This is a genomic window from Marcopretia estuarina LEGE 06307 (assembly GCF_056633115.1).
In genome coordinates this window covers 461973-477046 of sequence record NZ_JBSJOY010000002.1, presented here as the reverse complement: position 1 = coordinate 477046, position 15074 = coordinate 461973, and the positions used below count along the sequence as shown (strand labels likewise).

Here is a 15074-nt window from a genome sequence, read left to right as displayed (position 1 = left end):
AATCAGGGCCGATCCTATGGAACTGGTTGCAACGATCCACCAGTTTGTCTGGGACCTCCTGGTGGACTGGGTGTGCTTCGTGGCGGTATTCCTCTGCCTGGGGCTCAACTTCGCGCCCTGGCGACTGATTCCCTTCGGCCTGCGCCAGCTCTGGCGGGCCCTGCGCCACCCCGGCCCCGCCCCTGGGGCTGCAGAGGGCGAGCTGGACAGCTGGAGCGCCTTTCTGGTGACCCTGGGCGGCACCGTGGGGATCGGCAACATCACCGGCGTGGCCCTGGGGATCAGCCTGGACGGGCCCGGGGTGCTGGCCTGGCTGTGGGCGGTGTCGCTGGTGGGCATGGCCCTCAAGTTTGCGGAGACGGTTCTGGCCGTCCAGTTCCGCCGCCCCCTGGCCGATGGCAGCGTGCTGGCGGGGCCGATGCTCACGATCCGCCGCGGCCTGCACCGGCGCTGGCGCTGGCTGGCGACGGTGTTCGCAGCGATGACCGTGGTCTCCGCCTTCGGTTCCTCCAACGGCCTGCAGGTGCGCCAGCTGGCCCGGGTGATGGCCCTCGACCTGGGCAGTCCGCCCCTGCTCACCGGCCTGGTGGTGGCCCTGGCCACAGCGGCGGTGATCAGTGGCGGACTGAAACGCGTCGCCCGCGTGGCCGTGGTGCTGGTGCCGCTGATGGTGCTGGGCTACGGCCTGGCCATGGCGGTGCTGCTGCTGGACCACCTCGACCAGCTGAAGCAGGTGCTCGTACAGGTGCTGGACGGAGCCCTCGCCCCCAGCGCCATCGCCGGCGGCAGCGTGGCGGTGACGGTGAGTGCCGCCGTTCGCCTGGCGGTGTTCTCCAATGAGGCCGGCACCGGCAGCGCCGCCATCGTGCAGGCCACCGCCTGGCCCGCCGATCCGCTCCGCCAGGGCACGGTGGCCATGCTGGGAAACCTGGTGGACACCGCCGTCTGCAGCGCAATCGGCCTGCTGGTGATCGCCAGCGGCGCCTACCGCAGCGGCGGCGATCCGTTCAGCGTGGTGAACGCCGCCATGACCTGGGCACGACCCGGCTCACTCTGGATCAGCCACCTGGCGCTGGTGCTGTTCGCCTTCAGCACCATCCTCACCGCCAGCGTCGTGGCGGAGCGCTGTCTGGTGTTTCTTACAGGCCTGCGCTGGCGGCCACTGTTCCGCGGCTGCTGGTGCGGCGCCCTGGTGCTGCTGGCCCCCGGCAGCGGCGATGGACTGTGGCAGGTGGCCGAACTGCTGGAGGCCCTGGTGGTGCTGCCCAACCTGCTCTGCCTGCTGCTGCTCTCCCCGTTCCTGTTCCACTGGTTCGCCGCGCTGCCCAAGCCGCTGCCCCCAACCCCCACCCCTGGCCACCACCCATGACCGCAACCGGGCCCATAGCCACCGGCCTGCAGATTCCGCTGCATGGCCTGCTCGCCGCCATCGCCGTGACCTACCTGGCCACCCTGGTGGCCAGCCGGCTGGCCCTGCAGCTGCGGGTGCCTGCCATCCTCGGCATCCTGGTGCTGGGGGTCGCCATCCAGCCCAGCGCCGGACTGCTGACGGTGCAGGCGGTGGAGGCCCTGCACACCGTGACCCTGAGCATGCTGCTGTTCGTGGCCGGGCTCAACTCCGACACCCAGCACATCCGGGGCTTCCTGGGCTACGGCGTGCTGCTGGCGGTGGGCGGCGTGGCCGTGTCGTCGCTGCTGCTCGGAGGCCTGATCTGGGCGGTGTTCCATGGTCTGGGCCAACCCATGCCCCTGAGCGTGGCGCTGCTGGTGGCAGCCTGCCTCGGCTCCACCGACGCCGGCGCCACCCTCAGCGTGCTGCGGGTGGTGCAGGACCGCATTCCGGTGCGGGTGCGCTCACTGCTGGAGTTCGAGTCGTCGGTGAACGATCCCGCGGCGATCCTGTTCCTGTTTCTGATCGTGGGGCTCACCGGCCAGGGGGGCAGCGAAGGTGGAGCCCTGCTGGATCAGCTCCAGGGCTATATCAAGAGCGTGGGCAGCGGCATCCTGGTGGGCCTGATTCTCACCTATCTGGCCCAGTACGCGCTGAATCACCTGATCACCAGCAAGGACCAGATCCTGGTGGTGGGCATCTCCATCGCCCTGGCTTCCTACGGCTTCGCCACCCTGCTGGAGGGCTCCGGCTTCATCGCCACCTACGTGACGGGTCTGTTTCTGGCCAACAACATCTACGAGAACAAGCTGATCACGCCGGAACTGCTCGAGCACAGCCTGGAGCCCTTCAACACCACCATGCAGATCACGGTGTTTCTGCTGTTCGGTGTGCTGATCGATGCCAGCAGCCTCCCTGGCGCCGCCCTGCCCGGAGCGCTGGTGGCCCTCGGACTGATGCTGCTGGCCCGGCCATTGAGCGTGTGGGTGTTTCAGCCCTGGTCGCCCTTCGACTGGCAGGCAGGCGTGTTGATCGCCTGGTGCGGACTGCGCGGGGCGGTGCCGATCGCCCTGGGCTACAGCGTGACCCAGGCCCTGCCCTCCCTGCCCGGCATCCCCCCCGCCGAGCTGCCCCGGCTGGAGGATCTGGTGGAGGGACTGATCTTCGTGGTGGTGTTCCTCAACCTCAGCCTGCAGGGCCTGAGCCTGCCCTGGCTGTGCCGCCGGCTGGAACACTAGAGAGCTGTGCGATCTCCCCGCCCAGCCATGCCGGCAGCGGCCAGCGACCCACTCCTGATCCTCGGCGGTGGCCTGATCGGCCTGGCCGTCGCCCATCAATGTGCCCGTCGGGGTCTGGCGGTGAAGGTGCTCAGCCGCCGGCGCAGCGAGGCGGCCGGCTTCGTGGCCGCCGGCATGCTCGCCCCCCATGCCGAGGGGCTCAGCGGCCCGCTGCTCGCCCTCGGCCAGGCCAGCCTGGAGCAAATTCCGACCTGGGTGGCCCAGATCGAAGCCGACAGCGGCCTGCGCTGCGGCCTGCGTGCCTGCGGCATCGTGGTGCCCTTCCGTTCCGTCGGTGAGCGCGACACCTACCCAACGGCCGCGCTGGGGGAAGCGCTCGATCGCACGCGGCTGGAGGCGGAGGTGCCCGGCATCGGACCCAGCTTCCAGGCCGGCCTGTTGTTCGCCCAGGACGGCCAGATCGACAACCGCCGCCAGCTGATGCGGGCCCTGGAGCGCGCCTGCGTGGAGCGGGGTGTGGCCTTCGAGGAGGGTGCCGAGGTGCTGGAACTGCTGCACGATCGCCGCCTCACCGGCGTGCGACTGCGGGGCGCCGACGGGGAGGAGCGGCGCCTGGCCTGCCAGCAGGCGGTGCTGGCCTGCGGCGCCTGGAGCGCCGACCTGCTGCCCGCGCTTCCGGTCCATCCAGTCAAGGGGCAGATGCTGTCGCTGCAGGGACCGCGCCAGGCGCTGCGGCGGGTGGTGTTCGGCCCCGGGACCTACCTGGTGCCGCGTGACGACGGCCTGGTGGTGGTGGGGGCCACCGCCGAGCCGCAGGCCGGCTTCGCGGACGGGCTCACCCCCCAGGGGCAGCGCCAGCTTGAGGACAACCTGGCCGCCCTGCTGCCGGCCGCCGCCGGCTGGCCGCCGATGGAGCGCTGGTGGGGGTTCCGGCCCGGCACCCCGGACGAGGCGCCTTTGCTGGGGGCCGGCCCGATCGAGGGGGTGTGGCTGGCCACCGGCCACTACCGCAACGGCGTGCTGCTGGCCGCGATCACCGCCGAGCTGCTGGTGCCGCTTCTGCTGGGCTCCACCGCGGTGCCGGAACTGCTGGCCCCCTTCCGCTGGGACCGGGCTTTTGCGGGGGGCCGCGCAGATCAGCCGCCGACTTCCGCAGGCCGCACCGCCGGGCCGAGGGTGTAGATCGGCAGCGCCTCCATCCCCTTCACCGGCCGTTCCCCCAGCCCCTGGACCGGCAGCACCTCCGCCACCAGATCGGCGGTGGCCTGATCGAACAACAGGCCGGCGTCCACTTGGCGGGTGAGCCCCTCCAGGCGGCTGGCCAGGTTGACCGTGTCGCCGATCACGGTGAATTCGAGCCGCTGGGGGCTGCCGATCTGGCCCACGATCACCGCGCCGCTGGCGAGGCCGATGCCACTGGCGAAGGGCGGCAGGCCCTCTTCGGCCCAGCGGGCGTTGAGCTGCGCCAGTTCGGCCTTCATGGCGGTGGCACAGCGCAGCGCCGCCAGAGCCTCTGCCTGCTGGCCCCGGCTGAGCGGAGCGCCGAACACCGCCATCACCGCATCACCGATGAATTTGTCGATGGTGCCGCCGTGGGCGGTGATCACCTCCACCATGGCGCCGAGGTAGCGGTTGAGCTGCTGGACATGCAGCTCGATCTCGCCGTTGCTGCTGCGCAGGCGGGTCAGCTGGGTGAAGCCCTTGAGGTCGGAGAACAGCACGGTGACCGGCCGCAGCCGGCCGCGCAGCATGCCATCGGCCGCCGCCGGATCGGCCAGGATCTCGGCCACCACACTGGGAGCCACGTAGCGCTCGAAGGTGCGCCTCAGGCGCCGCCGTTCCCGCTCCTCGCGCAGGTAGGCGTCGCCGCCGTAGAGCAGGCCCAGCAGCACCAGGCCGCTCACCGGTGCCAGCAGCGGCAGCCAGCGGTGAGCGCGGGCGAGCAGCACCGCCCCCGCCGTCAGCTGCACCACCAGCACCACACCCAGGGCCAGGAGCCGCCAGCGCAGCGCCGCCACCCGCAACGCCGCCAGCGCCACCAGCAGCACCGGCAAGGCCGCCAGCAACGCCCGGGCCAGGGGGGCTTCCGGCCACGGAGCCAGCCCATCGCCCTGCAGGGAGTTGGCCGTGGCGGTAGCCAGCAGCTCCAACCCCGACAGGTTGCCGAACGGGGTGGCATTGCCTCCTTCCCCTTGCGACACCACCGGCCCCACCAGCACCAGGGCGCCCTGCACGGCAGCGCGGCGAGGATGGCGGCGCCAGCGCTCCGGGTCCAGCACCTCCCAGGCGGAAAGGCGCAGGAAGGTGCCTTCCGGGCCGTAGACGTTGAGGGCGCGGTGCTGGTCGGGTTGCAGGCTCGGCCGCCCCAGCAGCCGAAGCGCGGTGCCGGCCAAAGAGGGAAACGGCTCCACCCCATTGGCCGGCAGCAGGCCGCGGCCGTAGGCCTCGGGGTGGAAGGCCGGCGCCCCTTCCTGCTGGGGCAGAACATTGGTGAGCCCAAGCTGGGCGGGGCCGCCGATCGCAGCCATGAAGGCTTCCGGGCGCACCAGGGTGAGGCCGCTGCCTGCTTCGGGGTCCTGCGGTTCGAGCATCTCCGCCGCGAGTGCCACGCGCCCGCGCTGCTTCTCCAGCAGGCGGCTCATGGCCCGGTCGTCGCTGGTCCCCTGGCTGCTGGGGCCGGCGAACACCACATTGATCGCCACACCGGCCGCGCCTGCCTCCAAAAGCCGCTCGGCCAACAGGCCATAGGCGGTGCGGGGCCAGGGCAGGGTGCCGATGCCGCGGGCCCAGGGGGGAATGGTGGCGCGGTTCTGGCTCACGAACCAGCCACCCTGCTGCAGGGTGGCGTCATCGATCGCCACCACCACCACCGCCGCCGGTGGCTGGCGCGGACCGCGCCACAGCACCAGCTGTTGCTCGATCGAGCGCTCCCAGGCGCGCCAGCGGCCCGGTGGCCACCCCCCCAAGGCCCCCACCGCCAGCACGAGCGCCAGCGACAGCAACGGCAGCCGCCGGGTGCTCAGCTTCATCGCCCCACCATGCCGGCCGGCCTAGCGGTGCCGGCCGGCATGGTGGGGCGGGCAGTCGCGGCAGCCGGCCGGGTCCCCACTAGAACAACCGCGGCAGGCCGAAACTCGGAATCGACGGGACCGACACTGGCGCGGAGGGCAGCGACACCCCAGGCACGTACGAGCGGATGTAGCTCTCGAGTGACCCGATCGCCGGCAGGGGTGTGGTGAAGCCCTGAAAGAGTGGTCCGTTGATCAGGGAGCCGTAATCACCGCTGGTGAGCCGCAGCAGGGCGAGCACCACACCGGCGGGCGAGAGGCGCAGGCGTTCACCCGCGTTCACGGTGGTGGGTGGGGCGCCGGTCGGCGTGCCATCCCGGAGCGCTTCCACCTCCACAGAGCCCTCCAGCACCGAGAGCTCTGCGATGCCGTCGTCGTCGACCTGAAGCACATAGTTGGTGCCGCGCACGCTCAGCCGTGAGGAGCGGGTGCAGCCGCTCTGCGGGCCGGAGACGAGCACCTGGCCCTTGCTGAGCAGGAAGCAGGTGCTGCCAAGCCGCAGCTGGGAGAAGCGGTTGAGCCGTCCGGCGGCGCCGGAGGCGAAACCGAGCTGGGCGCGGCTGTTCTTCGTGCTGATCTCCTGCGGCGTGATGGCCGTCTGCTTCACCTTTGCCTGACGGTCGTCGATGTAGAGCTCCTTGCCATCAAGAATCTCCCGCACCGTGGCCTTCTCGTTGGCGCGCACAGGGGAGCTCGACAGAGCCAGACCCGCCCCGGCTGCCAGGCTCAGCAGGGCGGCTGGGCGCAGCAGAGCATTCAGGCTCAGCCGAGCGGCCAGGAGATCACCGGCGGAAGCAGCAAGAGCGGGCATGGCGAATCCTGAATCAGGCGAAGCGAACGGCGCCGTCAATCTCCCGCGCCCGGAACAGGCAACGGAAAAGGGCCATCCAGACATTCTGGACCGTTTATCCGCCCGCACACACCCCGCAGGCCGAACACCTCGAGCGGCTGGGGCCAGCCCTTGAGCGTGTGCGACCCCAGAGGCACCACATCCAGCTCACCGGGCAGCAGGGCCAGCAGCTCCCCACTGATCAGGATCGGCTGCTCGGGATAGCGGCGGGTGAGCCCCTCCAGCCGGCTGGCCACGTTGACGGTGGCCCCCACCACGGTGAACTCCAGCCGCTGGGCCGCACCGAGATTGCCGGCGGTCACCTCGCCCACGTGCAGACCGATGCCATGGCGCAGCGGCTGCCGGCCCACCGCCGCCAGCTCCCGGTTGAGCGCCTGCAGGCCGCTCTGCATCGCCAGCGCCGCCCGCACCGCCGCGCGGGCCTCCTCGCGATCGCCGCGGCTGCGGGGCACGCCGAATTCCGCCATCACCGCATCACCAATGAACTTGTCGAGCAGGCCCTGCTCCGCCAGCACGGCGCTGGCCATCACTTCGAAGTAGCGGTTGAGCAGGGTGAAGAGCTCGGTGGCGGGCATGTCGACACTCAGCGAGGTGAATCCCACCAGATCGCTGAACAGCACCACGCAGCGGGCGCGGCTGCCGCCGACCTGGGTCCAGATCGGCCCGGGGTTGCGAAGGATGTCGTGCAGCAGGGCGGGCGACACACGCCGCGACAGCAACTGGTGGAGGTAGGCCCGTTCGCGGCCCTCCACCAGCACCTGCCCCACCGCCAGTAGTCCCCCTCCCGCCACCGTGGCCAGCAGCAGGGCAGCCAGGGGCAACCGCAGCAGCGCCCCTGCCCAGAGCCCCCAGCCGGCCAGCAGCGCCATCGCGATCAGCACCAACGTGATCAGCAGGGTGTGACCAGCGGAGCTGCTGCGGCTGAGCCACCACCAGGCGCCGATCCCCCAGAACAGCAGCAGCCCCGCCTCAATCGGCAATGGGAGCGTGTGCAGCCCCTGGCCTGACAGGGCGTTGGCGATCGCCACTCCCAGGACCTCGGTGCCGCTCTGGGGACCGAAGGGAGTTTCCTGCTGATCACCCAACTCCGGGGTGGTGGCGCCGAACAGCACCGTGCGGCCGCGCCAGAAGCCGGGGGGGGTGTCAAGCACCTGCCAGGCGGGCACCCGAGCCAGGCTGCCGGAGGGGCCGATGTAATTCAGGCCCATCGGGGCCCGAGGCAGCTGCCGGTCGTTGACCAGAAAGGCCATCGGGCGCGGGTGGGGCAGCGGGAAACCGGCCAGGTGCTGGTCGAGCCAGGCCTGCCCCGGCACAGCCTCCGCCATCCCCTGCGGGGACTGGAGCAGGATCGTCAGCCCGGGTGCCCCGAGGCCATGCAGCGGCTTTGCCAGGACCACCTGCGCCACCCCCTGCCGTTCAGTGCGCCCGTAGCGGACGGCCAGATGCACCCGTTCGCGCCAGGGCGCCAGAGCCGCCTGGAAGGCCGCGTCATCGGCCGGCCCGAACGGGCTGGGCTGGCTGTATTCAATGTTGACGAGCACTCTGGCCGCCCCCTGCTCCAGCACCCTGGCGATCACCTGCGCCTGCAGGGCCCTTCGCCAGGGCCAGGGGCCCATCTCCCGCCACAGCGGCGACGCAGCCCGGTCGGCCGGCCTGAGCAGGGCCGCGAGTTGGAGCGATTCAGCATCGATGGCCAGCAGCACTGGATCCGGAGGAGCCGGGCGGGTGCCGCGCAACCGGAACCAGAGCGCGGCGATCTGGCCATCGGCCAGCTGCAGGGCCTGGCCTGCGGGTGTGGCCGGCTCATGATCCAGCCCAGCCAGCAGGGGCAAGGCCAAGGCGAGCCACCAGAGCCTCCGCCACCGACCCGGCCCTAGCAGCCTCAACGGTCGAGGCCTAGCTCGCGCTCGATCACCGGCAAGGTTGCCATCGGGGCGGAGAAGCCATTCATCAGCACACTGGTGCGGCGGCGCACGCGCGCCTCCTCAACACTGAGCCGGCGGGGGCCCACCCAAGTGCCTGTGGTGGTGGCGGTGAGGATCTCTCCACTATTGAGAGTGAAGCGGCGGCCATCGCTGGCGCTCACCTGCACGGTTCCTTCCCAGCTCAGAAAATGAACTTCGCTGGGAAAATCCTCGATGAACACCGTGGTGCCCTGAATCGAGGCCGTTCCCACCCGGGTGCGAACCCTGAGGGGAAGGAGGCGGGTCCCGTCCGGATCGATCCAGGCAATGATCTGGCCGCGCTTCAGGGAGGGGCCGCCCGGATCGAGCCGCAGCAGGGCATCACCGCCGAGGCGGAAACTGCTGCCATCCGCCAGCTGCACCTGCATCCGACCCGGGCGCTGGGTGCGGATCTCCGTGCGGGACGTCAGCACCTGGCCCGCGTTGGCCTTCTGCTCCGTTCGGCCGGGAGGCTTGATGAAGGCGGGTCGCTCCGCCACATCGATCACCCGGGGCAATTGCAGGGTGGCCGGGGCCCCGCCGGAAAGGCCTAACACCGCCACCAGCGACACACCGGTGAAAACAATTGCGGCGTAAGCCCGGCTGGCGGAGCGCGGCATCAAGCTCGCTGTTACGGCCCTCAGGATGAAGGCTCAGGGCTCGACGCGCCACACCTGATCGGCCGGGGTCCAATCGCTGAGCTCGGAGGCTTCGAACCAGAGGCCGATCTCGAAATCGGCGGTTTCCGCCGCATCGGAGCCGTGGATCACGTTGCGGCCGATGTTCACGGCCAGATCGCCGCGGATCGTGCCCGGCTCCGCCTCCAGGGGCTTGGTGGCGCCGATCAACTTGCGGGCACTGGCGATCACACCATCGCCCTCCCATACCATCGCCACCACAGGGCCGCTGGTGATGAAAGCCACCAGGCCGGCGAAGAAGGGCCGTTCCCGGTGCACGCCGTAATGGCTCTCTGCCAGTTCCCGGCTGGGCACCAGCTGCTTGAGGCCCACCAGCTTGAAGCCCTTGCGCTCGAAGCGCCCCAGGATCTCGCCCACCAGCCCGCGCTGCACCCCGTCCGGTTTGATCGCGAGGAAGGTGCGTTCGGTGGCCATGGCAGTTGCTCTGGGGGATGGGGCCATCGTCCGCGCTGGGGCTGCCGCTTGGCAAGCAACCCCGATGCGGGCGGGCGCCATGCCATCGGCTGGACCCGTTTCTGCTGAGCTACCGAGCCCCAGCGGGGCCGGCGCTCGGCCTGCAGCGGGTGGTGGGCAGAGGAGGCGCCCGGGACGGGGGCGTGGCAGCGTCCTCGGCTGGGAGCTGACGCCTGCGACGCCCTGAACCTGGCCTGTTTCCGCTGACTAAGCTGCCTTGGGCCGCTTCTTTCCAGCCCCGTGCCCATGCCTGCTGAAACCGTTGCCGCCGCTCCGTCGGGCCTGGCCTGGAGCGTGGCCGACAGCAGCCGCCTGTACGGCCTAGAAGCCTGGGGGGATCCCTATTTCACGGTGAGCGCCCGCGGCCACGTGATCGTGCAGCCCCGCGGCGAGCGCGGCGGCTCGCTCGATCTGGTGGAGCTGGTGCAGGAGCTGCGGGGGCGCAACCTCAGCCTGCCGCTGCTGATCCGCTTCGACGACATCCTCGAGGACCGCCTCGAGCGGCTGCACGGCGCCTTCGAGCGCGCCATCGCCCAGTACGACTATGCCGGCCGCTATCAGGGCGTGTTTCCGGTGAAGTGCAACCAGCAGCGCCACGTGGTGGAGCAGCTGGTGGAAAGCGGCCGGCAGTGGCATTTCGGCCTGGAGGCCGGCAGCAAGGCGGAGCTGCTGATCGCGCTCTCGCTGGTGAACGATCCCCAGGCGCTGCTGATCTGCAACGGCTACAAGGATCAGCGCTACATCGAGACGGCGATCCTGGCCCGGCGGCTCGGCCGGCAGCCGGTGGTGGTGATCGAGCAGGCCGATGAGGTGGAGCGGATCATCAGCGCCAGCCGCGACCTGGGGGCGGCGCCGCTGATCGGCATCCGCGCCAAGCTGGCCACCCGCAGCACCGGCCGCTGGGGCAGTTCGGTGGGCGAGAAGGCCAAGTTCGGCCTGTCGGTGCCCGACCTGCTGGCCACGGTGGAGGCCCTGCGCGCCGCCGGCCTGCTGGGCGAGCTGCGCCTGCTGCACTTCCACGTGGGCAGCCAGATCAACGACATCGCCGTGCTCAAGGACGCCCTCCAGGAGGCGGGGCAGATCTATGCCGCGCTCACCCGGCTGGGGGCACCGATGGGCTACCTGGATGTGGGCGGCGGCCTGGGCGTCGACTACGACGGCAGCCGTACCGCCACGGCCGCCTCCAAGAACTACTCGCTGCAGAACTACGCCAACGACGTGGTGGCCACCGTGCGGGAGTGCTGCGACAGCGCGGGCATCGCCGTGCCGACGCTGGTGAGCGAGAGCGGCCGGGCCCTCGCCAGCCACTTCTCGGTGTTGGTGTTCGACGTGCTGGGGGCCAGCGGCCTTCCCGGCGCCGTGCCGGCGGCCAGCGGCGAGGAGGCCCTGATCCTGCGCAACCTGCGTGACACCCATGCGGGGATCGAGGCGGTGGCGGCCGCGGACCCCGCGGCGATCGCCCTGGCCCTGGAGCGGTTGCAGGAGGCCTGGAACGACGCCCTCAAGTTCAAGGACGACGCGATGGCGGCCTTCCGCCTCGGCTACCTGGGCCTGCCGGAGCGGGGCCTGGCCGAGCAGCTCACCTGGGCCTGCTGCCAGGCGATCGCCGAACGGCTGGCCCTGCTGCCGCCGGAAACGCCGATTCCCCAGGAGCTGCGCACCCTGCCGGCGGCCCTGGCCTCCACCTATTACGCCAACCTCTCGGTGTTCCGCTCGGCGCCTGACACCTGGGCGATCGATCAGCTGTTCCCCGTGATGCCGCTGCAACGGCTGAACGAGCGGCCGGGCCGGCTGGGCAGCTTCGCCGATCTCACCTGCGATTCCGACGGCAAGCTGGCCCGCTTCATCGACCGGGGCCAGGTGAAGACCCTGCTGGAACTGCACCCGCTGCGGCCCGGTGAGCCCTACTGGATCGGCCTGTTCCTGGCCGGTGCCTACCAGGAGGTGATGGGCAACCTGCACAACCTGTTCGGCAGCACCGATGCCGTGCACATCCGCCTGGCGCCTGGCGGCGGCTACCGGGTGGATCACGTGGTGCGCGGCGACACCAATGCCGAGGTGCTGCAGGCGATGGAGCACGACCCCCAGCTGCTGCTGGAGCGGCTGCGCATGGCCAGCGAGACGGCGATCGCCCAGGGGCAGCTGGGCATCGGCGATGCCCGCCGCCTGATGGATCACCTGGAAACCAGCCTGCGGCAGACCACCTACCTGCAGGCCCGCTGAGCCGCCCGCTCAGCAGGCGGCGGGGCCGAGGCCGCGCTCAATGCTCACGTCATCAAGCTGCTCGGGCTTGAGGAAGGCCTCGGCGTCGGTGAGAGGCACCCCGGAGCGCAGGAGCACGGCGACCCGATCGGGATCTGAGTCGATGGGCAGGATTTCCACCAGCGCCTGCGCGTGTTGCGGCCGGCTGCGCTGTCTCTCAGCGAATCAGGCACTGGCCGGTTCAGGAGAGCGCCAACCTGGCAGCGATATGCACGGCGCTGAACGCCCAGAGCAACTTGCAGAGCAAGTGAAGGGTCTGGTCGAGGCCAAGCCTGTAGTAGCCCGCGCATTTCCCCCAGTCGATCAGGGCATGCACCAGCCACTCGGCCACACCCAGCCAGACGATTCCAGTGAGGAGGGCGACCAGAAAGCCATGGACGCCGGCGTGGGCGGTGAGCCACCACGACCAGGGGAGGGTGTGATCGCGGCCCCTGCATTTCTCCACTGCCATGCGATCGCTCTGGAGGGCGAAATCACCGACGAAGTGCCCCATCGCCAGCAACAGAAACAGCTCCAGACCCGAGAGGCTGTGCGCAAGGCCCGACAGCATGGCTGGCTCCGTCATCGCTACAGAAAATCAGCATGACGGCACGCCCTTCAGACGGCTCAGCAAGCGCAGACCCTGGCACGTTCAACGGGCGCAGAAGGTGGCCTGCAGCGCCAGCCGATCCACGGGTCCGGGCAGTTCCGCCGGGTCAAAGCCCACGCTCTCGGCGGCAACGGCCTTCATCAGCATGGGGCGCATGCCGCCTTCGAGCACCACGCCCAAGGGGGTGACCGTGCGCAGGCCGATCGCGTCAGCCAGATCCCGCGCCTGGGTGAGGGCGTCCTGGTAAGCCCCCTTGAGCAGCTGGCGCCGGGCGGCCGCATCACCGCCCGCCGACGGCTGGGTGCTCACCGGCGCCAGCTGCACCCCCGGCAGCCCGCCCACCTGGCGGATCAGCGCCTGCAGCCGGGCCGGGGCGAGCTCGCCACTCACCTGCAGCCGGGCCTGGATCGCGGCCGGCTGCTGCTTGGTGGCCGGCCGTGACCAGGTGGTGGGCGAAGCGACCTCCAGCTCGCTCACCTGCAACGCCTGCAGGGCGGTGCGCACGGCCGCCAGCCGCGTCTGGAGCTGCGCCAGGGCGGCGTCGTTGCCGGGAGCTTCGGCCTGCAGCTCCAGGGAGAAGCGCAAGCGGTCGGCAGCCCGCTTCAGCTCGGCGCTGCCCCGCACCTCCAGCGTGGTGCCGTCGCAGCGAAGCGGCTGCGCCTGCGCCAGGGCCGGCCGCGCCAGCAACAGGCAGGCAGGCAGCAGGCAGGCCGGCAGGCAGGCAGCGGTGGTGAGAGCGGGGAGGGCGCGACGCATCGCAGGGCTTTCAGTGGGGCAGGGCGGTCACGCCCCTCTGAAGCTTGGGGCCTGAACGGCTGTTTGCCGCCTCCAGACGCATGGGGTCAGATCTTCGTGGTTCCCCGTCGGCATGACCCCTAGGGTGCTGCCGGCAGGCCCTCTCCTCGCGGGGCTGCACCCTCCGCCACCGCCCTCTCCCCATGCATCCGCTGCAGGTGTGGCTGATCGCCCTCAGCAGCCTGGCCCTGCTGCTGTTGGCCCGCAATCTCTGCAGAGCGGGGCGCTGGCCGGCATTTCCCCTGCAGCTGCCGGCGGTGGCCACTGTGGTGTGGGCGATCAGCCGCTCGCTGTCGCCGCTGGTGATGCCGCTGGGATACCGGCCCTGGTTCGCCCTGCTCGATGAGCTGGTGTTGATCTATGCCGCGATCCGGCTCCTGCTGTGGGTGGGCCTGGAGGTGCCGGCGGCCCTGAAGCTGTGGAACCGGCCACCGGAAATCCTGCTGCAGCTGCTGATGCTGACCAGCGGCACGGTGGCCACCGTGGTGGTGTTCAAGGAACTGGCCCGCTTCGACCTGCTCGGCCTGGTGACCACCTCGGCCGTGCTCACCGCCATGATCGGCCTGGCGGCCCAGGAACCGCTCAAGGATCTGTTCGCCGGCCTGGAACTGCAGCTCGATGAGCACTTCCAGCAAGGGGATTTCGTCTGGCTCGAAGATGGCACCGCCGGCGTGATCGTGGAGATCAACTGGCGGGACACCTGCCTGCGGGATCTCACCGGCACCCTGGTGATCGTTCCCAACACCAAGATCACCTCCGAGGTGGTGCGCAACCATGGCGCCTTCGGCTTCATGGGCAACCGTTTCAGCATCGGCCTCGATTACGCCTTCCCCACCACCCAGGCCAGGCAGCTGCTGCTGGAGAGCGTGCGTCAGCATCCGCGCGTGCTGGCGGAGCCGGAGCCGATCGTGTGGGTGAAGGAGTTCGCCGACAGCGCGATTCTCTACGACATCGTGGTGTATCAGGCTCCCGGTGGTCTGGCCGCTCAGCTGTCGCTGCGGAGCGATCTGCTCGAACAGATCTGGTACCGGCTCGAGCGCGCAGGGCAGAGCATTCCCTATCCCGTGCGCGAGCTGCGACGCCAGGCTCCGCAGGGGAAGACGAGCCAGCCGGTGAGCAGCGCCGAGGCGGAGCGCAGGCGCCTGCTGGCACTCAATCCACTGTTCAAAGCACTCAATGAGGAAGAGATTGATCGCCTCGCCAGCCACATCCGCTGCGTGCGCTATGCCGCGGCAGAGGTGATCGTGCGCGAAGGGGATCGGGGTGGGGCGATGTATCAGGTGGTGAAGGGGAGTGTGGATGTGTGGAAGCAAAAACCTGGGGAAGCGCCGATTCACGTGGCCAGCCTGGAGGCGGGGGCCCTGTTCGGCGAAATGGCGATGCTCACCGACAGCACGCGCAGCGCCACGGTGCAGGCTCAGGACGAATGCCTGCTGCTGGAGGTGAACCGCGAGCACATCGGTCCGCTGCTGCAGGACAACCCAGAGCTGATGGAGCGCCTGGCACAACTGGTGAGCGGCCGCCGGGCCGAGCTGGAGGGGCTGGAGCTGGCAAGCCGGCTGGCCCAGCAGAACCAGTTGCTGCGCGCGATGCAGCAGCTCTTCACCACGCTGGGCTTCACCGCGGAACGCCCGGAAGCGGCTGCCGGTGATGCAGCCGCAGACCATGCCGAAGCGGGCCGCGGCCAAGCAACAGTGGGCGATCGCGGTGGAACTGCCGATGGACCAGGAGGTGGAGCGGCCGATCGCCCCTGAGACACAGCGGAGCTGCCATCCAGAAGCGGGCGTC

The 15074-nt window shown here is 70.2% G+C and carries 13 protein-coding genes; 5 read left to right on the top strand and 8 right to left on the bottom strand.

The genetic code is table 11. From position 1 onward, the window contains the following. The first annotated feature begins 16 nt into the window (after positions 1 to 16). The 3 genes from ACWJI3_RS06620 to thiO are packed head-to-tail and all read left to right on the top strand — an operon-like array spanning position 17 to position 3810. A complete protein-coding gene (locus tag ACWJI3_RS06620) occupies positions 17 to 1369 on the top strand; it encodes an alanine/glycine:cation symporter family protein (protein WP_480203264.1) in 1353 nt (450 codons plus the stop codon). Beyond that, positions 1366 to 2628, top strand: coding sequence for a cation:proton antiporter domain-containing protein (locus ACWJI3_RS06615; protein WP_480203263.1), 1263 nt, complete (start codon positions 1366 to 1368; stop codon positions 2626 to 2628). The genes ACWJI3_RS06620 and ACWJI3_RS06615 overlap by 4 nt, the downstream gene beginning before the upstream one ends. A gap of 27 nt (positions 2629 to 2655) precedes the next feature. Continuing rightward, positions 2656 to 3810 carry a glycine oxidase ThiO gene (gene thiO / locus ACWJI3_RS06610; RefSeq protein WP_094512125.1) on the top strand — a complete coding sequence of 385 codons (1155 nt, stop codon included), beginning with the start codon at positions 2656 to 2658 and terminating at the stop codon, positions 3808 to 3810. Here thiO and ACWJI3_RS06605 read toward each other — a convergent pair. The 5 genes from ACWJI3_RS06605 to ndk form a co-directional block, all read right to left on the bottom strand. After that, positions 3765 to 5657: an adenylate/guanylate cyclase domain-containing protein gene (locus ACWJI3_RS06605; protein ID WP_255100197.1), complete on the bottom strand. Its 1893-nt coding sequence runs from the start codon at positions 5655 to 5657 to the stop codon at positions 3765 to 3767. The two genes, thiO and ACWJI3_RS06605, sit on opposite strands and share 46 nt — an antisense overlap. A 79-nt stretch (positions 5658 to 5736) precedes the next feature. Then, a complete protein-coding gene (locus ACWJI3_RS06600) occupies positions 5737 to 6507 on the bottom strand; it encodes a FecR family protein (protein WP_480203262.1) in 771 nt (256 codons plus the stop codon). 35 nt (positions 6508 to 6542) lie between these two features. Next, a complete protein-coding gene (locus ACWJI3_RS06595; protein ID WP_480203261.1) occupies positions 6543 to 8384 on the bottom strand; it encodes a CHASE2 domain-containing protein in 1842 nt (613 codons plus the stop codon). 44 nt (positions 8385 to 8428) lie between these two features. After that, positions 8429 to 9109, bottom strand: a complete 681-nt coding sequence (locus tag ACWJI3_RS06590; RefSeq protein ID WP_480203260.1) for a FecR domain-containing protein — start codon at positions 9107 to 9109, stop codon at positions 8429 to 8431. 33 nt (positions 9110 to 9142) lie between these two features. After that, a complete protein-coding gene (gene ndk, locus ACWJI3_RS06585; protein WP_094512141.1) occupies positions 9143 to 9601 on the bottom strand; it encodes a nucleoside-diphosphate kinase in 459 nt (152 codons plus the stop codon). A gap of 285 nt (positions 9602 to 9886) precedes the next feature. On the opposite strand from ndk, the gene speA reads away from it, so the two are divergent. After that, positions 9887 to 11863: a biosynthetic arginine decarboxylase gene (gene speA, locus ACWJI3_RS06580; RefSeq protein ID WP_480203259.1), complete on the top strand. Its 1977-nt coding sequence runs from the start codon at positions 9887 to 9889 to the stop codon at positions 11861 to 11863. Positions 11864 to 11872: 9 nt separating this feature from the next. Here speA and ACWJI3_RS06575 read toward each other — a convergent pair whose 3' ends face one another. From ACWJI3_RS06575 to ACWJI3_RS06565, 3 genes are all read right to left on the bottom strand, one after another. After that, on the bottom strand, positions 11873 to 12022 hold the full coding sequence (locus ACWJI3_RS06575) for a hypothetical protein (RefSeq protein WP_480203258.1): 150 nt from the start codon (positions 12020 to 12022) through the stop codon (positions 11873 to 11875). A gap of 61 nt (positions 12023 to 12083) precedes the next feature. After that, positions 12084 to 12452: a DUF3307 domain-containing protein gene (locus ACWJI3_RS06570; protein ID WP_255100691.1), complete on the bottom strand. Its 369-nt coding sequence runs from the start codon at positions 12450 to 12452 to the stop codon at positions 12084 to 12086. An 81-nt stretch (positions 12453 to 12533) separates the two neighbouring features. Then, complete coding sequence (locus ACWJI3_RS06565) at positions 12534 to 13247, bottom strand: SIMPL domain-containing protein (RefSeq protein ID WP_480203257.1); 714 nt, start codon at positions 13245 to 13247, stop codon at positions 12534 to 12536. A 182-nt stretch (positions 13248 to 13429) separates the two neighbouring features. Between ACWJI3_RS06565 and ACWJI3_RS06560 the strand changes: the two genes are divergently transcribed. Then, positions 13430 to 15040, top strand: coding sequence for a cyclic nucleotide-binding domain-containing protein (locus tag ACWJI3_RS06560; protein WP_480203256.1), 1611 nt, complete (start codon positions 13430 to 13432; stop codon positions 15038 to 15040). Positions 15041 to 15074 lie beyond the last annotated feature (34 nt).